Genomic DNA, 20,100 nt, shown 5'->3' with positions numbered 1-20,100 from the left:
CCCTAAAAAAACATTTAATATTTTTATTGACATGTAAGATGAAAATATGATAAAAATTTAACTAACATCATATGAATCGGCGTTGATAGGATTTAGTAGTATTTCGATTTCTGATTTCAGAGAGCTGGTGGTCGGTGCGAACCAGTACAGAGCGAATTATGAATTACCCCCTGGAGCTTCTTTTGCGAAACGTGAGGAGTAGTGAAAGACGGTTATAGACCGTTATGTCTAAAGAGTGGTGAAACGACACTGTTTCACAATTTAGGGTGGTACCGCGAACTTTTCGTCCCTGCATATATTGCAGGGGCGTTTTTTATTTTATAAGCGCATATCATATGACCCTTTATTTTGTGATACATTCATTTCACAAGCTAGGGTGGTACCGCGATTTCTTCGTCCCTGCATAATTATATGCAGGGACGTTTTTTTATCCAATCATTTCCGTATCATATAGAAAGACTAACAATTACCGGTAATTTGTCACAAAATTCTAAATTTTAGAAGGAAATATACAATATTGGCGAATTTTATATAAAAAAGAGCTATTTTTATTACTTAGGAGGGGAAAACAATGGTTTCAAAAATTGAGTCTGTTCTTTTAACAATTTTTATCTTTTTCTGTATTGGTTTTAGTGTTATTCAATTAGAAGTTTCACCACACATCCCAATTTTATTTGGTATCGTTCTTTTATTAGCATTTGGATTTATGAAAAAAATCTCTTGGTCTACTATGGAAAAAGGGATGATCAGTAGTATTTCAGCTGGTATTCCATCTATATTTATTTTCTTACTTGTAGGCGTATTAATTAGTGTTTGGATCGCAGCTGGAACTATTCCAACTTTAATGGTATACGGCTTCCAGCTTGTATCTCCGAAAATTTTCGTTCCAACTGTTTTTGTTGTTTGTGCAATTGTCGGGACGAGTATCGGTAGTGCTTTTACAACAGCTGCAACTGTAGGACTTGCCTTTATGGGAATGGGTACTGCCCTTGGATACGATCCAGCTCTTATTGCTGGTGCAATTATTTCTGGTGCATTCTTTGGGGATAAAATGTCTCCTTTATCTGATACAACAAACTTAGCGCCTGCTGTAACGGGTGTAGATTTATTTGAACATATTCGTAACATGCTTTGGACAACAGTACCAGCTTTCATTATTGCTTTTATCGCATTTTTCATTTTAGGAAGCGGATCTGGTGGAAACGTTGATTTCTCAGCATTTATTAACACACTAGAAAAAAATGCAACGATTTCTATCGTTACACTGATTCCTATTTTATTACTGTTCCTATTCGCATTTAAAAAGGTACCCGCAGTTCCAACATTACTTGCAGGAATTGTGGTAGGGATTATTATTCTCTTTATTTTTAAACCTAGCACTTCTTTAACTGATTTAATGAAAATTATGCAAGACGGATACGTTTCTAAAACTGGTATCAAAGACATTGACAGCTTATTATCTCGCGGTGGCCTGCAAAGTATGATGATGTCGATTGCCCTTATTTTCCTAGCTCTTTGTATGGGAGGATTATTACAAGGAATGGGTATTATAGCGCAGCTGATGAATATCATCTCTAGCTTCGTAAAAACTAGTACACGCTTAATTATTTCTACTGCTTCAACTGCAATTGGTGTAAACTTCTTACTTGGTGAACAATACTTATCCATCGTTTTAACAGGACAAGCATTTGCTAATAAATACGATGAAGTCGGTTTAGAACGTCGTAATTTATCACGAGTATTAGAAGATGCTGGTACAGTTATTAACCCGCTCGTACCATGGGGTGTAAGTGGCGTATTCTTATCGAACGTCCTTGGCGTTCCGACATTTGATTACGTTCCATTCGCAATCTTCTGTTTAGCTTGCCCGGTCGTAACCATTATCGTCGGCTTTACTGGATTCGGTCTTTCATGGAAAAAAGAAAAAGCAGTACCAGTTTCATAATATAACAAAAAGGATTACCAAATCGGTAATCCTTTTTATATTTCTCGACTATTTATTCGCTTTCTTTCTTCTAAATAACATAAGTAATCCCGCTCCAACAAACGCAAGACCGGCTCCAATTGTAGAAGCAATACTTGCACCTGTTTTCGGTAAATCACGTTCTTCTTTTTCAGCTTCTTTATTTTCACTTACAGTCGGTGTTTCTTTTGTATTTTGATCATCTGTTGTAGTTTGTCCAGATCCAGTATTATTTCCATCTTGTTTTGGTTCATTACCCTTATTACCTTCTTCTATTGGTGGTGTTGGGTTTTCTCCATTACCTGTTGGCGGTGTCGTTGGGTTTTCCCCATCACCTTTCGGTGGCGTCGTTGGGTTTTCCCCATCACCTTTTGGTGGTGTCGTTGGATTTTCCCCATCACCTTTTGGTGGTGTCGTTGGATTTTCTCCACCAGTTTCTTTATCATCATTCTTCTTCGTTATATCAATTGCATATTTAGCAAATTCATTTTCAGATGGTCCAACATATGAAATCTTCCCATCTTTCTTTATGTATTTTTGTGCATTTGGTGAAGAATCAAATGTTGTAGTTAATTTATCTGCAACAATCGGTTTAAACGCCCAATTTTGATCAGCTGTTGGATTAATAACTGGCGTTTCTTGCATATACTTTACAATGATTTGACGTGTTTCATCTTGCGATTGATATACAACTTCCCCTTTACTTACACCTGGGAACGTTTGGCTACTTCCGCGATAGTTATTTGTAGCAACGATGAACTCTTGATTGTCAGCTACTGGCTTACCTTCATATGTCATATTTACAATACGATTCGCATTTGCATTTACAACTTTTCCATCTTTATCGTATTTCGCCAGTTGTGTTACATCAATTTCGTATTTTAAGCCATCTAAAATATCAAAGTTATATGTAGGATAGCCTATATTTACTAACGGTTGTTCTTCTGTTTTCTTTGGATCGATTTGATTAAACTGACCTGCAGACATTTCAAGCCATTCTTTCACTTGTGCCCCGTTTACTTTTACAGCATATAACGTATTTGGATATACGTATAAATCTGCAACGTTTTTAATCGCTAACGTTCCAGCTGGAATATCAGTATAATATGTAGCACCGTTTCGACCACCTGCTTTAAATGGTGCACCTGCAGATAAAACTGGAATTCCTTTATATTTGCTATACTGTCCATTTTCAGCAAATAGCTTTTCTACATACCATTTTTGTGCATTTGTCACAAGTTGTACAGAAGGATCATCTTGTACTAATGAAAAATAACTATTAATTGGTGCTTTCGTTTTACCTACAGCTGTATTTACATAATTGATTGTCGCTTGATGATCATCTTTAATTTCATTAACTAGTTTTTGATCAGATTCTACTAATGGATTACCTTTACTATCAGCAATCGGGCGAAGTTGCGGCTTAGACTGATCTTTTTGCACTTCCCATTTTCCGTTTACCTTTTTCAATTGCATATCAATAATACCTAAGTTACTACCAAAAACACCAGGCATTACAACTGGAACACCATTAAATACATCCTTCACTTCAGTATGTGAATGTCCCATTAATACTGCATCTACGCCAGGAACTTCTGTCGCTAAATAAAACGATGAATTTTCCATTCCTTCGTTGTATCCACTCTTATCAACACCTGAATGCGCTAGTGCAACGATAATATCCGCACCTTGCGCCTTCATTTCCGGAACTAATTTTTTCGCTGTTTGCACAATATCTTTTGCTTTTACTTCTCCTTCTAAATTCGCTTTATCCCAATTCATAATTTGTGGTGGAACAAATCCCATTACACCAATTTTCACTATTTGTTTTTGGCCTGATTCATCCTCTACTTCTTTTTCAAGAATATGATATTTATCAAAGTAATGTTCATCGTTCGTATCATCATTATCGTGGTCATCTATGTAGACATTCGAGTTAATAACCGGAATTTTTGTTTTACTAGTCACTTCCTTTAAATAATCTAAACCGTAGTTAAATTCATGATTCCCAAGAGAGATGACGTCATACTTCATTAAATTCATTACACGATATAATGGATGGACATAGTTAGGATCATCTTTATCTTTTATTTTATTCGCTACGTAATCCCCAAGCGGTGTCCCTTGTAATGCATCTCCATCATCAAATAGGACAGAGTTTTTCACTTCTTCACGTGCTTTATTAACGAGTGTTGCAGTTTGCACAAGACCTACTTTATTATCTGTTTTCGTTTGATAATAATCGTAATTCATTAAGTTAACGTGAATATCCGATGTTTCTAGAATTCGTAACTTAACCGTACTCTCCCCAGTGTTCTCATCCGCATGAGCTGTTGTTGGCATTACTTGCGGTGCTATAACACCAATCGCAAGAGTTGCTCCAGCTAGCATTTTTTTTGACTTTTTCACAAAAAATCCCCCTTATACAATTACCAGAAATAATGAAATGAATCCCTATCTGTCTCTAACCACATACCTTTTTTCTTCTATTAGAGACACAATTTTCATTTCACCCTGCGCTAACGAGTAGTCCCCTTAAACGCCCGATTGATGAAGATTAACAATTAATAGGAAATAAAGCTCCCACTAATTAAAGTTTTACCTATCTGACATTATCATATATAAAGTTCTTTCCTATCGTCAATATTTTTTGACAAACTTCAACAAATTTTCTGTAAAGTTATTATAAACTTTTCATAAACATATAATATGCCCTTACATTGCTAATACTGCTGAATATGATACAATTACCAATTACAAGGAGGATGAATTTATGAAAAAAGTCATCTTAACAATTGTTTGTCTCCTCCTTCTGATCATTTCTTATTCTTATTTTGAAAAGAACGATGAGACAAAACAAAATGAATCTGAAGAAAAAACAGAAAAAACATCTGCCCCAAGTTGGATTGATAAGCAAACAAACGAATCCTTTTATCATCTTGTATTAGGTGATTCACTCGCTAAAGGATATGGATCGACACAAGGTGGATTTGCTGAATTAGCTTCTAAGCAAATAGAATCACAAATTCATAAACCAATTACAGTAGAAAACCTTGGGGTAAACGGTCTTACAACAGATCGTCTCGCTAAAAAAGTTCAATCAGAAGATGTAAAGCAAAAAATTAGAGCAGCAAATATCATTACAATTAATATTGGAGGAAATAATTTATTTCGTTTAAATCGTGATGTTGGTGTTATAGATGGTATTAAAATGTTAAATAAAGAAAAGGCCCATTTTGAAGCGGATATAAAAAATATTGTAAAGACAGTTCGAGATCAAAATCCGGACGCTTTACTCATTCTCTCAGAACTCTATAACCCGTTACAGCTCGATGATTCCATCGCAAGTTATGCAGATATGTTTTTAGATGGCTGGAATGAATCCGTATATTCTATTTCAAAAGCAAATCAACCATCTATCGTTTTACCAATTCGTAAATTAATATCGAATGATAAAAAAGAGTTATTATTTGACCAAGTACACCCAAATGATAACGGCTATGCGATTATTGCCAATACATTTACAAAGCAAGTGTTATCCTACAAATATTAAAGCGACCATGAAACAATTCTATTTTTATAACATGTCTTTTTTGTTACAATGATAGTGGAAGGGGGCCTTTATATGGAATCACGCGAGTGGGAACGTATTGTTGATCATCTTCTTTCGCTAGTGCCTCTTTTTTATCGCAAATTTATGCTTCCTGGAGAATTTTCTTCTCAAAGACATATGCCGCCATCACATACACAAGTATTACTGCTTTTGCATGAAAATGGCACATTAGCAGTTTCCGAAATCGGCAAGCGGCTAGCGATTTCACGGCCTAACATGACACCTCTATTAAACAAACTTATTCAAGAAGAACTAATAGAGCGTCATTATAGCGAAAAAGATCGACGGGTCATTTTAATTTCTCTAACAGCTGAAGGGAAATTATTAGTAAATCAGTATCAGCAATTCATTTTAGACAAACTAAAAGAAAATTTCCAAACATTATCTGAGGAAGAGCGCGAAAAGCTCATTCATTCTCTTCAAACCATTCAAAATTTAATTTTGAAAACAAACGTATAAAGCTGCTTCTAAATAGAAGCAGCTTTATGATTCGTAATAGTTACCATAGTATACATTGGAATATGGCCATGTTGTTAAATATGGTTTTTTTTCCTGTGTAGGCTGTTGTTGTGGTATTTGTGATAATTGCTGTAATTGTTGTTGCCGATATAATTCGTATTGTCTATTCATATCATATTCAGGATAAGAATTTACATATGGATATACTTGAGGTACGTAATAATAATAATAATACATTATTCTCTCCTCCTTTTTCTTAAACATATTCAAAGGAGGAAATGAATGTGCCATTGTTTATAATTGTACAAGTGGCTCTCTCGCTTTTTTCTTTCTGTTCTTCAAACGTAACTTACGGTTCTTTTCATATAAATAATGCACAACGAAATATGAAATGAGACCAAATACAACTCCTAAAATCGTCATTCCAATTAATACATACACTTCACTTTGTAATAAACTCTTTAATATCGTAAAAATGTGACTTGAAAACAAGTCCGATATCGTAAATGGTTCATGATGAATTTTATGTACATGAAATGGATAAATCATTTTGCCTAGCGAATAGGCAAGCGGAAATAAAACTACTGGGAGAAACGATATTTTCCCAATAATATTGCCAATAACTGCAGCAGGAAAAGACCCCTTTGCTAATCGAACAATCGGATAAAATATTACATATACGAGCGAAGCCGTATAAATGACTAACATTTCTAAACCAAATCCTATAGCAAACCCTAATGCTACTTTCTTTGCACCTTCTGGCGATCGAAGCAACTTATAATATTGATACTTTAATATTCTCCACATCCGCTGGAAAAACGAATATGTTTTCTTAGTTGTTTTCACCCTCATCATCTCTTTAACTATATTTTTATATCTAGTATGCCCTTACACGATTTGAAAAACAAATTTAGTTTTCTCTTTATATTATAAATGATATAAAAATGATTAACCAAATATACATCCGACATTTTAATATAAAAAAACCTCCCTTTTAGGAAGGCTCTTCTACATTTTTAAATAAGCTCACTAATAACGCTTTTTGAGCATGCAATCGATTACCAGCTTGCTCAAAGACGATAGACTGTGGTCCATCTATAATTTCTCCTGTTACTTCTTCTTCACGATGAGCAGGCAAACAGTGTAAGAAACGATACGTTTGCTTCGCATGCATAACAAGTTCTTTATTGATTTGGTAAGGTTGAAATAAAGTATGTTTCTCTTCTTCTCCCCCTTGCCCCATACTCATCCAAACGTCAGTATAAATAAAATCTGCTTCATTCACCGCTAATTCAGGATCATGCAAAATTTCAATTTCTGCTCCTGTTTCATGAGCAATCGCTAAAGCTTTATTTATAATTTCCTCATTTGGTTCATACCCGACCGGCGTTGCCACAGTCATATTCATTCCGACTTTCGCACTTGCTAGCAACAATGAATGACACACATTATTCCCGTCACCTACGTAAGCCAATTTAATTCCTTTAAATGCATTTACTTCTTCATATATCGTCATTAAATCTGCCAATGCTTGACAAGGATGATGATCATCCGTTAATCCATTAATAACAGGAATACTCGATTCCTTCGCAAGCTCTTCTACATCCGCGTGTGAGAATGTACGAATCATAATTCCATCAATATAATGAGATAATACTTTCGCAGTATCTGAAACGGTCTCCCCTCTTCCGATTTGCATCTCTTTCCCACTTAAAAACATACCATGTCCTCCAAGCTGTACCATGCCCGCCTCAAAGGAAACGCGAGTACGAGTTGAATGCTTATCAAAAATAAGCCCTAATATTTTCCCCTGCAATAAAGGCTCCTGCTTATTCTTTTTTAAATATATAGCGAACTCAATTAATGAAATAATTTCTTCTTGCGTCAGTTCTTCTAACGTTAAAAGATCTTTCGTATTTAATTTCGGTACTTGTACAGTTGACATGAAATTTCCCCCTTATATGGTTGATACGTTTTTTGTACAAACTACTTTTTTTATCATATATACTGCCTGTTCTAACTCTTCATTCGTTACAATAAGTGGTGGTAATAGTCTCATCACATTGGGACCCGCTTGTAATACTAGAAGTCCTTCGTTTTCTAGTTGTTCTATAAAACTTGAAACTTCATGATTACACTCAACTCCAATCATAAGCCCCTTACCACGTATATTTTGAATACATTCGACATGTTGTAATTCCTCTTGCAATTTTGCTAATACGTATTCACCTTTTTCCTGTACTTCTTTTAAAAACGATGGTTTCTTACTTACTTGCAATACTTCTTTCGCTGCAGCCATCGCAATATAATTCCCGCCAAAAGTTGAACCGTGTGATCCTGCCGTAAACGAAGTTCCGAGCTCTTTCCGGCCAATCATGGCTCCGACAGGAATACCATTTCCAAGTGCCTTTGCAACGGTAACGATATCAGGCTCTATCCCCATTTGTTCATAAGCGAATAATGTTCCTGTTCTTCCAATCCCAGTTTGTACTTCATCTATAATAAATAGGGACCCGTGCTTCTTACATAATGTTTCAATCTCTTTCAAAAAAGATAGATTAGCAGGTACTACTCCTCCCTCACCTTGAACAACTTCTACCATTATCGCCGCAACTTCTTCATTCATTACCTCTTTCAACGCCTTAATATCGTTAAAAGGTATATGTAAAAAGGATGGAAGTAATGGACCAAATCCTTCTTTCACTTTATTTTGCCCTGTTGCACTCATCGTTCCAAATGTTCTACCGTGAAAAGACCGCTCACATGTTACAATAAGAGATTTCCTAGTATGCCTACGTGCTAACTTCAAAGCTGCTTCATTCGCCTCTGCTCCGCTATTACAAAAAAACACATAATCTAATGGTGTCCCTTCTGTTAATAGTGATGCGACTTCTTCTTGCGAAGAGTGAGTAAATAAGTTAGATATATGCCATATTTCCCCAACCTGCTTTTCTAATGCCTTTACAACGGTAGGGTGACAATGCCCTAAATTACATACGCCAATTCCCGACGTAAAATCTAGATATTGCTTACCGTTTTTATCAATGACTTTCGTACCATTCCCCTTAACAAACTCAGCATCTCTTCTTCCATACGTTTGAAAAAGATGACTTGTCATACGATACTCACGCCTTTCGTTACCGTCGTTCCGATACACTCTCTTGTATCTCCCGTAAAATTTTTTGTACCATTCACAATACTTACCTTTTGCACTCCTATTTTTAATGACGTAAGTGCCGACTGTACTTTCGGAATCATCCCACCTGTAATAACTCCTTTTTCTATAAAAGTAGCAATCTCAAATTCATCCGTTTTCTTTACTAAATTCCCCTCATGTAATATCCCATCTACATCCGTAATAAAAATGAGCTCTTTTGCCCCTAACGCGGCCGCAATCCCAGCTGCAGCATTGTCCGCATTTATGTTATAAAGTTCATTACCCTTTACCCCGATTGGAGCAATAACAGGAATATAATTCATATTCATTAGCCCTTTTAGTAAGGTCGTTTCGACATAACTTACTTCTCCCACATATCCTATCTCCTCGCTGACAGGTTGAACTTGAAGTAACTTACCGTCACATCCTGAAAGCCCAACTGCAAATAAATGATGCTTTTGCAAATTCATTACAAGTTTTTTGTTCGTACTTCCGCACAGCACCATTTGAACAACATCCATAACTTCTTTTGGTGTTACCCGTAATCCATCTTTCTTTTCTACCTCAATATTAGAGGCTCCTAACTTAGCATCGATCTCTGGACCACCGCCATGGACAATAACTACCTTATACTTCTGCTGTAATTTCTTTATACAATCAAAAAACACATCATTTAATTGAGCCAACATGCTACCGCCGCATTTCACTACAATATATTCGCTCATCTTCCCTCTCCTTATGTACGATAACAAGCGTTTATTTTCACATATTCATAGCTTAAGTCACAACCCCAAGCTAATCCTGTCTCTTCACCTAAATGTAAATACACATTAATGACTATTTCATCTTCTTGTAATCTCTCTTTCATTTCTTCTTCAGAAAATGTTTGAGGCTCACTATTTTTTAATACCGAGATAGATTGAAGAGTAATGTCAATTGTATTCGGATTAATAACTACTTCACTTTGTCCAATACTGCTAATAATTCGCCCCCAGTTTGGGTCTTCACCATGTATTGCTGTTTTCACAAGACTCGAACCGACTATTTGCTTTGCAATTTTTTTTGCCTCTTCATTCGTTTGAGCTCCTAGCACATTTACTTCTATTAACTTCGTAGCGCCTTCACCATCTTGCGCAATTTTTTTTGCTAAATCTTCACATACTTGCTGTAAAGCACATACAAAAGTTGCCCAATCTGTATGTTCCATATTTATCGGTCTTGTTTCTGATAATCCACTTGCCATAACGATGACCATATCATTTGTAGAAGTATCTCCATCTACCGTAATTTGATTAAATGTATGATTCGTAATTTGGGATAATGCCGTTTGCAATTCTTCATGTTCTATATTGGCATCTGTTGTAATAAAACTAAGCATCGTTGCCATATTCGGATGGATCATCCCTGAACCTTTAGCAACACCAGCGACAGTCACTCTTTTCCCATCAATAATCATCTCATAGCAAGTTTCTTTCGTTTTAAGATCCGTCGTTAAAATTGCTTCAGAAAAAGAATATGCTTCATTTACTTCCTTCGTCGGTATGAGAGTTGCAACTCCCTTTCGGATTATATCCATCGGTAAAGGAACACCAATTACACCTGTTGAGGCTACTGCAACGTAGTTTTCTTTTATCTTAAAATGTTCTGCCACTAATGTTCGCATCTCGTAAGCATCTTGCAATCCTTTCATTCCTGTACAAGCATTTGCATTTCCGCTATTAACGATAATTGCTTGTAATTTCCCTTCTGCCGCGATACTATCTCTCGTTACTTGCAGGGGTGCTGCTTGTATTTGATTTGTTGTATAAACAGCAGCACATGATGCTGGTACGTCACAAACGATGGCACCTAAATCCTTTTTCTCCTTTTTCAAACCATTTGCAGTGCCAATCGCTGAAAAACCTTTCGGCGTTACAATTGAACCATTTTCTAATTCTGTAATAGACGCTACTTTAATCATCATGTCCCCCTTATGGATAAAGCGGCATATGTTGTAAACCTGTTGTCTCTTCCAATCCCGCTAATACATTTGCATTTTGAATCGCTTGCCCAGCCGCGCCTTTCATCATATTGTCAATAACAGAAACGACCGTAACTTTTTCTGTTCTTTCATCGTAAGCTATACCAATATCACAATAATTTGAGCCCCTCACTTCTTTCGGACTTGGAAACTGTCCTTGAGAGCGAATTCGAACGAATACTGAGTGTGCATACGTTTCTTCATACAAATTTTGAAGTTGCTGTATTCCCATTCTCTGTTTCACTTTCGCATAAAGCGTAATCATAATTCCTCGTGATATCGGTATTAAATGTGTACTAAATGTAATTGGCTTCATTTCACTATTCCACTCTGCAAGCATTTGCTCAATCTCAGGAACGTGCTGATGTTCATTCACTTTATAAATGTGCAAGTTATCATATAGCTCAGGAAAGTGAGTTATTGTTGTTGGCGTTTTACCTGCTCCAGATACCCCTGATTTCGCATCCACAATAATTGAATCTTCTTCAATCATGCCGCTACGTACTAACGGCGCTATCGCTAGCAATGCGGCTGTAGCAAAACATCCTGGGTTTGCAATTAAATTTGCCTTTTGAATCTCAGTTCTTTTCCATTCACTTAGCCCATACACTGCTTTCCTTAGAATTTCTTCTTTCGCTGCCGGCCTTTTATACCACAGTTCATATGATGAAGGATCTATCATACGAAAGTCTCCAGATAGATCAATTACTTTTAAACCTTCTGCTAATAACTTGGGAGTTAACTCTGCTGATACTCCTGCTGGGGTTGCCAAAAATACGATTTCTGCTTCTTTCCCTATTGTCTCCACATCAATTTCTTGTAACGTATGAACAAGAACATCTCGAAGATGCTGATATACATTTGTTATACACTCGCCAACTTGCGAAAAAGAATGGAGAGATGCTATCGAAAAATATGGATGTTGTTCTAATAAACGAATTAACTCAATGCCTCCATATCCAGTTGCTCCAATAATTGCGACTTTCATAAGTTCCTCCTCATATCGATTCTTTAAATTAAGTATGATTATAATATTGTATATTTATAGAGTCAATTAAATATTTATAAATTTTAAAAACTTAAAAAACTTAATTTTACTAGAAAAACAATATGCGACATCGAATTTTTATACAAAAACAATGTATATTAGTATTTTCATTTCACTTCAAGTACAATAAAACAATACATGTATACATACAGGTGGGGAAAAACATGAACGAAAAATTAATTGAGAAAATGATTATAAAAAGTTTTCAGCAATATCAATGCAATCCAGTATCAAAAGAGGATCAAGAAATGCTAGTGAAACATATTCAAACGGTAATTCATTCAAATATTGAAATTGATGTATACGAGGCAGTTGAGGATATCGTTTACGATTATGTGACTGGAAAATAAAAAAATAGGAGATTTCCATATGGAAATCTCCTATTTTTTACTTAATGATTTACCTGCAACACGCTCAAATAAACCTGGGAATAAAGCATAAAGTTTCGGGCCAATTCCCATCCACTTCGGTAAGTTTACTTCACGCTTTTTCGTTTGCATCGATTTTACGATTTGTTCTGCTACGTATGTTGGTTTTAACATGTAACGTCCCATATTTTTTACATATGTACCGGATTGATCAGCTATTTCAAAAAAGTTTGTATCTATCGGACCTGGATTAATTGCTGTAACATAAACATCTGTATTCGCTAATTCCATGCGTAAACTATTCGTAAATCCTAATACAGCATGTTTCGTTGCTGCATAAGCACTCGATTTCGGAGTTGCAATTTTTCCAGCAAGTGAAGCGATATTAATAATATGTCCTTCGTTCTTGTTTACCATATAAGGTAGTACCGCTTTCGTACAAGCTACTAATCCAAATACATTTACTTGGAACATATCTTTTACTTCATCCATTGATGCATCCTCAAACGTTTTAAAAATACCAAATCCCGCATTGTTTACTAATATATCAATACGTCCCAATTCTTGTAATACCTTTGAAAAAACAGACTCTACTTTCGTCTCTTCACTTACATCTAATACATAATAATAGCAAGGCGTATTATAAGTTTCTTTAATTTTGTCTACTAACGCTTGTAGTTTCTCTTCTGTTCGAGCCATTAATACTGGAGTCGCCCCCTGTGCTGCAACTTGCATTGCAACTTGCTCACCAATCCCACTAGAAGCACCTGTAATGACGATTACTTTATTTTGTAAACGTCCTGTCATTGCTGTCACCTACTTTGCATAATAAATCAATTGTTGCGATGATTCATCAATCATCACTTGTCGATTATATGCTAAATAATCCAATTGTCCAACCGTTTCTGAAATAGTAAGTGGTAATTGCTCTTTATATAATACCGGAAATAGTTTTACACACACTTCAAATGCTGTCATTGGTTTTTCCTTTAATAACTCAAGTACTTTAAACGCACGTGTTTCTTGCTTTTGTAATCTCGTTTCAATAAGTTGTTTCACATTTAGGACATCTTCTCCATGCCCTGATAAAATGCGTGAAATATTCATTTCGCTTAAACGCTGTAATGTTTGATTATATTGTAGTAATGGGCGTGCCCGTTCTGTTTGTCCTTCATATGGTGGTTCTAGTATTGGATTCGAAGAAATATGACTAATGAGAGCATCCCCACCAATTAATATTCCATCAGATTCTCTATATAAAGAAATATGAGTAGAAGCATGACCTGGTGTTTCAATTACTGTAAATCCAGGCAAAGAATCAATACGATCTCCTTCTCTCACAGTATGCGTTAACGATCTATTACAAGAATATTTAAGTGTCCTCGTCGTCAATAACGCCTCATCTTTCAAAAATGCTGCTGGAACACCAAACTGTAAGGCCGTCTCTCTAAAAAATTCATGATACCGCTTTAAAAATTCTGGATTTTGCGTAATCCAAGGCTCATTCCAAGGATGTCCAATAATATTCGTCTTCTCAGAAAATATATTTAAAAGCCCACAATGATCTGCATGATGATGCGTAATGACTACTGTTTCAATATCTTCTATCGTATATCCTAATGCACCTAATTGACTTTCTAACGCATTTCTTGCCCCTTCTGTATTCGTTCCTGTATCAATTAATGTTAATGTCTCCCCCTCAACTAAAAACACATTCACAGTCTCAACTGCAAATGGCACAGGAATCTCCATTCGGTGAATCGCCGTCATGCTTAGCCCCCCTGTCTCTTTCCGGTTCAAAAATGAATACTTCTTCAGTTTACAACTTCTATATATATTTGTCATTATTTTCAGATAAAAAGAGGTGTTTCCTATAAAAAAACGAATGTATGTACATTTATAAGAAATTTCTAACCAAATTTAAAGGAGGAACATCATGTCTATTCAAAACATTTCCTTTCTCGGTGCAGGATCTATTGCCGAAGCTATTATTGGTGGCTTACTACATGCAAATGTTGTTAAAGGCGAACAAATTACCGTAAGTAATCGTTCTAACGAGACAAGATTACAAGAGCTACATAAAAAATACGGTGTCAACGGTACTCATAATAAAAAAGAATTACTTACTGATGCCAATATTCTTTTTCTAGCAATGAAACCAAAGGATGTTGCAGAGGCGCTTACCCCTTTTAAAGAATACATAAATAATAACGTGCTTATTATTTCATTACTAGCAGGTGTTTCTACTCACTCAATTAGAAAACTTCTTCAAAAAGACGTTCCGATTATTCGTGCAATGCCAAATACATCCGCAGCTATTTTAAAATCAGCTACTGCTATCTCACCTTCAAAACATGCAACAGCGGAACATATTCGCACTGCAACATCTTTATTTGAAACGATTGGTCTCGTCTCTGTTGTAGAGGAAGAAGATATGCATGCTGTCACTGCATTGTCTGGAAGCGGTCCAGCTTATATTTATTACGTAGTAGAGGCGATGGAAGAAGCCGCAAAAGAAGTTGGTTTAAAAGAAGATATTGCAAAATCACTTATTCTTCAAACGATGATTGGTGCTGCCGAAATGCTAAAAGCAAGTGACAAACACCCTTCTATTTTGCGAAAGGAAATTACCTCTCCTGGCGGAACTACCGAAGCAGGTATTGAAGTATTACAGGAAAATAAATTTCAACAAGCACTTATTTCTTGTATTACACAGGCTACACAACGATCACATAATCTCGGAAAAACATTAGAACAACTAACAAAAGAAAAATAAAGAAATGGAGCTCAATCTTACTTGAGCTCCATTTCTTTATAAACATATATTTTTTAATTATTAATCTTTCCAAAAATCTCTTCTTGCAGGCGACGACCAGTCGGCGTTGCTGCCAGTCCACCTTCTGCTGTTTCACGAAGTGCTACTGGCATCGTTTGTCCAATTCTAAACATTGCCTCAATTACTTCATCACATGGAATTGTACTCGTTACACCAGCTAATGATAAATCTGCTGAAATCATCGCATTTGAAGCGCCCGCTGCGTTACGTTTTACGCAAGGTACCTCTACAAGTCCTGCAACAGGATCACACACTAAACCAAGCATATTCTTTAATGAAATTGCCATCGCTGTAGCTGCTTGATCTGGTGTTCCACCAGCCATCTCAACTGCAGCTGCTGCTGCCATTCCACTTGCTGAACCAACTTCAGCTTGGCATCCTCCTGCCGCACCAGAAATACAAGCATTATTCGCAACAACCATACCGAAAGCTCCTGCTGTAAATAAAAATTCAATCATTTCTTCACGTGTCGGTTGTAATTTTTCTTTTAATGCAAACAATACACCTGGCACTGTTCCAGCAGACCCTGCTGTTGGTGTTGCACAAATAATTCCCATCGCTGCGTTTACTTCATTTGTTGCAACAGCTTTACTTACTGCATCCAAAATCGTATCTCCAGATAAGCCTTTTCCGCTCTTCATATACGCTTGAACTTTTACAGCATCTCCGCCAGTTAAACCAGTTGGTGATTTCACGCCGCGAATACCACGTTCTACTGCTTGTTCCATCACAACTAAGTTCTTTTCCATACCAGCAATTACTTCTTCACGTGAAATACGTCTTGTTTCCATTTCACATTGAATCATAATTTCTGCGATTTTTACATTTTGTTCTTTAGCTTGCGCCACTAGTTCCGCTGCGTTCCGAAACATGGTGTGTCCCCCCTGCAATTAATCCATAATAGTTACTTGACAAATATTTTGTTGCGCTTTTATTTCTTCAATCACTTCATCTGCTAATAATTCATCTGTTTCAATAACCATAAGCGCTCTTCTTCCTTTTTCTTTACGAGAAACACTCATTGTACTAATGTTAATCTCGTGTGTAGCAAGGATTGAAGCCACCGCTGCAATAGCACCAAAGCGATCGTTATTTACAATAAGTAGTGCTGGACTTGTGCCTGATAATTGAAGATCGAATCCGTTTAATTCTACAACTTCAATTTTACCGCCACCAATTGAGCAAGCAACAACTTCAATTTCTTCTTCACCTTTATACAAACGGATTCTCGCTGTATTTGGGTGAGGTGCATTGGCATCTTCTTCAATGAATTCCACTTCAATTTCGCGCTCTTTTGCTATTTCAAGCGCATCAGGAATACGTAAGTCATCTGTTTCAAATCCTAATATTCCACCGATTAGTGCTACATCCGTACCATGCCCTCGATACGTCTTTGCAAATGATCCATATAACGAAATGCTTACTCTTTCTGGTTCATGACGAAACAGCTGGCGAGCAACTTGCCCCATTCTTGCTGCACCTGCTGTATGTGAACTTGATGGTCCAATCATAACTGGACCGATAATATCAAATACTGAGCGATACTTCATCATAACTCCCCCTAAACCTCTATGAAAAAAATTTATTCTACTATTCTATTAAGCTGCTACATCTGTCGCTTTTCCAGTTGTACCACGAATGTTTTCTGTTTTATGAATTGGATAATTTTCGAATAAAAGTAATCCAATATAACCTGAAATAATACCAGTTATAATAATGCATAAGAATCTTAGCATTATTTTCATTAAAAAATGATATAAGATAATCCACAATAAAGTCTGGTAGCAATCCAAAGTTTAACACAGAAGCCATTGCAAGCATAGCATAAACAAGTGATATCTTTCCTATTATAATTCTCGTGTTACTCTCTCATGGTTTAGTCAACTTCACTTGTTAAGATAATGACTAAAATGCATGTCACTTATCATAAATTATAATCTGCCTTCATTATAGCTTGTTTTTTATAAAACGCTTACTTTTATTGAATTTTAAAAGTTCTGAATAAAAGTCCGTTTCTGCTATTTGTATCACTTGTATGTCCTCTGACTTATATAACAGTTTTTCTAAATAATCATTATTTCGTATTTTTATCCTATATACTCAAACCATCCTAATTTTCTGTATCATCCAAGTATAAGTATAAAATAATAACAGTTTTATTTTAAAATTTTTTAGACATAAAAAAGATGATAATCCACTGTTACCATCTTTTACAAATTATTTTTTTCTACTGGGAATGATTTCAAATCCGTCGCTATTTCTGTATTAGAAAATAGCTCTCTTGCCTCTTTCAATAATTCCTTATATGTATCTCCTTGATAACGAGAACTAATGTGAGTTAATATTAATCGCTTCGCATTTGCCTGAAGTGCAATGCTCGCAGCTTGCTTAGATGTGGAATGAAAATAATCATACGCTTGTTGCTCATCTTCTGCCGCGAAAGTCGCTTCATGGACAAGTACATCTGCATCTTGCGCAAGCTCCCTACTCGCTTCGCAATATCGCGTATCACCTAAGATAGTAATAATTCTTCCTTTTTGAGGTGGACCGATAAACTCATTTCCATTTAATATCGTGCCATCCTCTAATTCAACTACTTCTCCATCCTTTAAACGTTTAAAGATTGGACCTGGTTTCACACCCATATCAAGCAACTTATCAACTAAAAGAGCACCTTGTATATCTTTCTCTACAATACGATATCCAAAACATTCTATACCATGTGACAATCGTTTCGTTTCTACATAAAATCCATTATCTTCAAATACAGTACCTTCTTCTGTTATCTCCACAACTTCAAGTGGATATTTCACATGTGTCGTACTTACCGATAATGCTACTTCAATAAACTGTTTAATTCCCTTTGGTCCATACACAGTTAAAGGTGTATTTCCTCCTTGAAATGAACGGCTACCTAATAAACCAGGCAATCCAAAAATATGATCGCCATGTAAATGCGTAATAAATATTTTCTCAATGCGGCGCGGACGTACAGATGTATGTAATATTTGATGTTGTGTCGCCTCGCCACAATCAAATAACCAAGTCTGTCCTCGTTCTTCTAACAATTGCAAAGCAATTGCTGAAACGTTCCTTCCTTTCGAAGGAACACCTGCACCAGTTCCTAAAAATACAAATTCCACTTTCTTTCCTCCAGCTCTAAATATACTCTATCTCTCATCTTACGGAATGTTATTTCAAATGGCAAATTGAATTTACATAACCAATCATCTAGACAACTATATAATACGAACATTATACTTAAAAAATTTAGCAATCGTTCGTGTTTTGTGTTAAAATGATTATACTACATGTTAAGGGAGCGTTTTATTATGAAAGAAGTATTTCGTTTACAAACTGATTTTTCATCTTCATTTGATCGCTGGGTAAGTTCTTTCGTGTCTGATCACCCAGCACAATTAGAATGGACAACTTTAAAGGAATTAATCCATGAATATACCACATCACATACAAATGATACGTTACCAGCATATATTTCTTCAGCTTTAACATATTACGCCCAACGCGTTTCAACTACAAACAGTTCAGAGATTGTTATTTTTGAAAACCCTACAATCTCGTAATCTATAATAAAAAAGCACTGGTTACAGTGCTTTTTTATTTATACTTATTTAACAAATAATCATATTCCGTCCAAAAATCTGTATACATACTTCGATCCAACTCATCTGAAATTATCTTCTCACTTGATTTATTAAATAATCCTTCTGCTTGTAGTGCAAAAGAAACAATTTGTTTTCTATATTCATTTTCATTTACTTCTATATGAAGCCCTTCATAGTATATAGCTTTTTGATCAGTAGAAATAAGTTTGACAAAATCCTTTAAAACCACATTTTCACCTATATGGTTTATAGTCCAATGAATTGAAATTGGGCATCCTAACATGAGCGTAGTGCCACATTCGTGCAAAATAAGCCCCTCTTCATTTTCAATATCACAAATATATTCTTTATCTAAAGTTCGTAACAGAGCTAAGGCTGATTCACTTATTCCCCATTCCTCATCCATACCTGTCTGCGTAATAATCGTTCCAGCCACATTTAAATAAAGTGAAACTTTAATCAGTGGGGGCACCGTCCACACTGATTATTAGTTGAACCAATCGGGCTTTTAAGGGCAGTTTGATCCCTCCCACCTAACGCCTTTGCTCTAGCCGAATTTTGAGGTGGGAGTCTTACTGCCCGTTAATGCGGGATAAATTTCTCCGTGTGAACATAGATCTTCCTGCTCATTAAACAACCACTTTTGATTCTCAATATTTATAATAAAATTTTGTGGTACCATTACAAATTCCCCTCTAATAAAAATATTTATTTTCCACATTATTTATAATCAATATCATGCATTTCATCCCATATATCTATTATAAATCTATTTAATATTTTAAAAACACAGATAAAAAAGATATTGACACTACGATTTTTCAGTGCTAATATTCAACATGTAATTGAATATGGTCTCTGTTAGGTGAGGCTCCTGTATAGAGAAACGCTGCTGCCCAAAAATGTCGAGAGACGCCAATGGGTCAACAGGAAAGGTCGGAATGAAGGCCTTTCTTAACGTAGCTGGTTTCAGTACCTATGCTATACAGTGCTAAAACTCAACGAGGGAG

20 protein-coding genes, 1 pseudogene, 1 riboswitch and 1 other annotated feature are annotated in these 20,100 nt (G+C 35.9%); of the genes and pseudogenes, 6 read left to right on the top strand and 15 right to left on the bottom strand.

Annotated features, from left to right (window positions below):
- Positions 1-73 precede the first annotated feature (73 nt).
- Positions 74-294 (top strand) — a binding site (T-box leader).
- A 277-nt stretch (positions 295-571) separates the two neighbouring features.
- Complete coding sequence (nhaC, locus tag COK05_RS20975; RefSeq protein WP_098614095.1) at positions 572-1,945, top strand: Na+/H+ antiporter NhaC; 1,374 nt, start codon at positions 572-574, stop codon at positions 1,943-1,945.
- Positions 1,946-1,993: 48 nt separating this feature from the next.
- Here the strand turns inward: nhaC and cpdB are convergent, their stop codons facing one another.
- Positions 1,994-4,372 carry a bifunctional 2',3'-cyclic-nucleotide 2'-phosphodiesterase/3'-nucleotidase gene (gene cpdB, locus COK05_RS20970; RefSeq protein WP_098614094.1) on the bottom strand — a complete coding sequence of 793 codons (2,379 nt, stop codon included), beginning with the start codon at positions 4,370-4,372 and terminating at the stop codon, positions 1,994-1,996.
- A gap of 364 nt (positions 4,373-4,736) precedes the next feature.
- Between cpdB and COK05_RS20965 the strand changes: the two genes are divergently transcribed.
- Together COK05_RS20965 and COK05_RS20960 are read left to right on the top strand one after the other, a co-directional pair.
- Positions 4,737-5,516, top strand: a complete 780-nt coding sequence (locus tag COK05_RS20965) for a GDSL-type esterase/lipase family protein (protein ID WP_098614093.1) — start codon at positions 4,737-4,739, stop codon at positions 5,514-5,516.
- A 72-nt stretch (positions 5,517-5,588) separates the two neighbouring features.
- Entirely contained in the window at positions 5,589-6,035 is a 447-nt protein-coding gene (locus COK05_RS20960) for a MarR family winged helix-turn-helix transcriptional regulator (protein WP_000445819.1), read from the top strand.
- Between the two features lie 24 nt (positions 6,036-6,059).
- On the opposite strand, the gene COK05_RS20955 is transcribed toward COK05_RS20960, so the two are convergent.
- From COK05_RS20955 to argC, 7 genes are all read right to left on the bottom strand, one after another.
- Positions 6,060-6,272, bottom strand: a complete 213-nt coding sequence (locus COK05_RS20955; RefSeq protein ID WP_098614092.1) for a hypothetical protein — start codon at positions 6,270-6,272, stop codon at positions 6,060-6,062.
- A gap of 57 nt (positions 6,273-6,329) precedes the next feature.
- Positions 6,330-6,890: a DUF2062 domain-containing protein gene (locus tag COK05_RS20950; RefSeq protein WP_098614091.1), complete on the bottom strand. Its 561-nt coding sequence runs from the start codon at positions 6,888-6,890 to the stop codon at positions 6,330-6,332.
- Between the two features lie 139 nt (positions 6,891-7,029).
- Positions 7,030-7,980 (bottom strand): ornithine carbamoyltransferase, encoded by a 951-nt coding sequence (gene argF, locus COK05_RS20945; RefSeq protein WP_098614090.1) that lies wholly within the window; start codon positions 7,978-7,980, stop codon positions 7,030-7,032.
- A 12-nt stretch (positions 7,981-7,992) separates the two neighbouring features.
- Positions 7,993-9,153 (bottom strand): acetylornithine transaminase, encoded by a 1,161-nt coding sequence (locus tag COK05_RS20940; protein ID WP_098614089.1) that lies wholly within the window; start codon positions 9,151-9,153, stop codon positions 7,993-7,995.
- Positions 9,150-9,917, bottom strand: a complete 768-nt coding sequence (argB, locus tag COK05_RS20935) for an acetylglutamate kinase (RefSeq protein WP_098614088.1) — start codon at positions 9,915-9,917, stop codon at positions 9,150-9,152. The genes COK05_RS20940 and argB overlap by 4 nt, the downstream gene beginning before the upstream one ends.
- Positions 9,918-9,928: 11 nt before the next feature.
- On the bottom strand, positions 9,929-11,152 hold the full coding sequence (gene argJ, locus COK05_RS20930; RefSeq protein WP_141539193.1) for a bifunctional glutamate N-acetyltransferase/amino-acid acetyltransferase ArgJ: 1,224 nt from the start codon (positions 11,150-11,152) through the stop codon (positions 9,929-9,931).
- 10 nt (positions 11,153-11,162) lie between these two features.
- Positions 11,163-12,200, bottom strand: a complete 1,038-nt coding sequence (gene argC, locus COK05_RS20925; protein ID WP_098614086.1) for an N-acetyl-gamma-glutamyl-phosphate reductase — start codon at positions 12,198-12,200, stop codon at positions 11,163-11,165.
- Positions 12,201-12,424: 224 nt separating this feature from the next.
- Between argC and COK05_RS20920 the strand changes: the two genes are divergently transcribed.
- A complete protein-coding gene (locus COK05_RS20920; protein ID WP_098614085.1) occupies positions 12,425-12,610 on the top strand; it encodes a YqzH family protein in 186 nt (61 codons plus the stop codon).
- Between the two features lie 30 nt (positions 12,611-12,640).
- Here the strand turns inward: COK05_RS20920 and COK05_RS20915 are convergent, their stop codons facing one another.
- Positions 12,641-13,435: an SDR family oxidoreductase gene (locus tag COK05_RS20915; RefSeq protein ID WP_098614084.1), complete on the bottom strand. Its 795-nt coding sequence runs from the start codon at positions 13,433-13,435 to the stop codon at positions 12,641-12,643.
- 9 nt (positions 13,436-13,444) lie between these two features.
- Positions 13,445-14,398 (bottom strand): MBL fold metallo-hydrolase, encoded by a 954-nt coding sequence (locus COK05_RS20910; RefSeq protein WP_098614083.1) that lies wholly within the window; start codon positions 14,396-14,398, stop codon positions 13,445-13,447.
- A 166-nt stretch (positions 14,399-14,564) separates the two neighbouring features.
- On the opposite strand from COK05_RS20910, the gene proI reads away from it, so the two are divergent.
- Entirely contained in the window at positions 14,565-15,404 is an 840-nt protein-coding gene (proI, locus tag COK05_RS20905) for a pyrroline-5-carboxylate reductase ProI (protein ID WP_098614082.1), read from the top strand.
- 53 nt (positions 15,405-15,457) lie between these two features.
- Here the strand turns inward: proI and sdaAA are convergent, their stop codons facing one another.
- The 4 genes from sdaAA to rnz all read right to left on the bottom strand — a co-directional run bounded on the left by sdaAA (position 15,458) and on the right by rnz (position 18,607).
- The gene (gene sdaAA, locus COK05_RS20900; RefSeq protein ID WP_098614081.1) at positions 15,458-16,336 is read right to left on the bottom strand and encodes an L-serine ammonia-lyase, iron-sulfur-dependent, subunit alpha; all 879 of its coding nucleotides are present in this window, start codon (positions 16,334-16,336) and stop codon (positions 15,458-15,460) included.
- 18 nt (positions 16,337-16,354) lie between these two features.
- Positions 16,355-17,014 (bottom strand): L-serine ammonia-lyase, iron-sulfur-dependent subunit beta, encoded by a 660-nt coding sequence (sdaAB, locus tag COK05_RS20895; protein WP_098614080.1) that lies wholly within the window; start codon positions 17,012-17,014, stop codon positions 16,355-16,357.
- A 48-nt stretch (positions 17,015-17,062) separates the two neighbouring features.
- Positions 17,063-17,200, bottom strand: a complete 138-nt coding sequence (locus COK05_RS32225; protein ID WP_427271715.1) for a hypothetical protein — start codon at positions 17,198-17,200, stop codon at positions 17,063-17,065.
- Between the two features lie 474 nt (positions 17,201-17,674).
- A complete protein-coding gene (gene rnz, locus COK05_RS20885; RefSeq protein WP_098614078.1) occupies positions 17,675-18,607 on the bottom strand; it encodes a ribonuclease Z in 933 nt (310 codons plus the stop codon).
- 189 nt (positions 18,608-18,796) lie between these two features.
- Between rnz and COK05_RS20880 the strand changes: the two genes are divergently transcribed.
- On the top strand, positions 18,797-19,048 hold the full coding sequence (locus COK05_RS20880; protein ID WP_000665709.1) for a DUF3932 family protein: 252 nt from the start codon (positions 18,797-18,799) through the stop codon (positions 19,046-19,048).
- A 34-nt stretch (positions 19,049-19,082) separates the two neighbouring features.
- On the opposite strand, the pseudogene COK05_RS20875 reads toward COK05_RS20880, so the two are convergent.
- A pseudogene (locus COK05_RS20875) lies at positions 19,083-19,772 on the bottom strand (hypothetical protein).
- Between the two features lie 168 nt (positions 19,773-19,940).
- Positions 19,941-20,100, top strand: a riboswitch (M-box (ykoK) riboswitch). This riboswitch is flagged as partial in the annotation.

The sequence above is a fragment of the Bacillus cereus genome, from assembly GCF_002567495.1.
GTDB lineage: Bacteria > Bacillota > Bacilli > Bacillales > Bacillaceae_G > Bacillus_A > Bacillus_A cereus_AQ.
The sequence above is the reverse complement of the archived record's forward strand: the minus strand, read 5'-3'. Positions and strand labels throughout refer to the sequence as shown.

Coding starts and splice junctions, on each gene's coding strand:
- COK05_RS20915 (WP_098614084.1), bottom strand. CDS start 13,435: ATGACAGGACGTTTACAAAATAAAGTAATCGTCATTACAGGTGCTTCT.
- argF (WP_098614090.1), bottom strand. CDS start 7,980: ATGTCAACTGTACAAGTACCGAAATTAAATACGAAAGATCTTTTAACG.
- COK05_RS20965 (WP_098614093.1), top strand. CDS start 4,737: ATGAAAAAAGTCATCTTAACAATTGTTTGTCTCCTCCTTCTGATCATT.
- argB (WP_098614088.1), bottom strand. CDS start 9,917: ATGAGCGAATATATTGTAGTGAAATGCGGCGGTAGCATGTTGGCTCAA.
- COK05_RS20880 (WP_000665709.1), top strand. CDS start 18,797: ATGAAAGAAGTATTTCGTTTACAAACTGATTTTTCATCTTCATTTGAT.
- COK05_RS20950 (WP_098614091.1), bottom strand. CDS start 6,890: ATGATGAGGGTGAAAACAACTAAGAAAACATATTCGTTTTTCCAGCGG.
- argC (WP_098614086.1), bottom strand. CDS start 12,200: ATGAAAGTCGCAATTATTGGAGCAACTGGATATGGAGGCATTGAGTTA.
- COK05_RS20920 (WP_098614085.1), top strand. CDS start 12,425: ATGAACGAAAAATTAATTGAGAAAATGATTATAAAAAGTTTTCAGCAA.
- COK05_RS20910 (WP_098614083.1), bottom strand. CDS start 14,398: ATGACGGCGATTCACCGAATGGAGATTCCTGTGCCATTTGCAGTTGAG.
- COK05_RS32225 (WP_427271715.1), bottom strand. CDS start 17,200: ATGCTAAGATTCTTATGCATTATTATAACTGGTATTATTTCAGGTTAT.
- proI (WP_098614082.1), top strand. CDS start 14,565: ATGTCTATTCAAAACATTTCCTTTCTCGGTGCAGGATCTATTGCCGAA.
- argJ (WP_141539193.1), bottom strand. CDS start 11,152: ATGATTAAAGTAGCGTCTATTACAGAATTAGAAAATGGTTCAATTGTA.
- COK05_RS20940 (WP_098614089.1), bottom strand. CDS start 9,153: ATGACAAGTCATCTTTTTCAAACGTATGGAAGAAGAGATGCTGAGTTT.
- sdaAB (WP_098614080.1), bottom strand. CDS start 17,014: ATGAAGTATCGCTCAGTATTTGATATTATCGGTCCAGTTATGATTGGA.
- COK05_RS20955 (WP_098614092.1), bottom strand. CDS start 6,272: ATGTATTATTATTATTATTACGTACCTCAAGTATATCCATATGTAAAT.
- sdaAA (WP_098614081.1), bottom strand. CDS start 16,336: ATGTTTCGGAACGCAGCGGAACTAGTGGCGCAAGCTAAAGAACAAAAT.
- COK05_RS20960 (WP_000445819.1), top strand. CDS start 5,589: ATGGAATCACGCGAGTGGGAACGTATTGTTGATCATCTTCTTTCGCTA.
- nhaC (WP_098614095.1), top strand. CDS start 572: ATGGTTTCAAAAATTGAGTCTGTTCTTTTAACAATTTTTATCTTTTTC.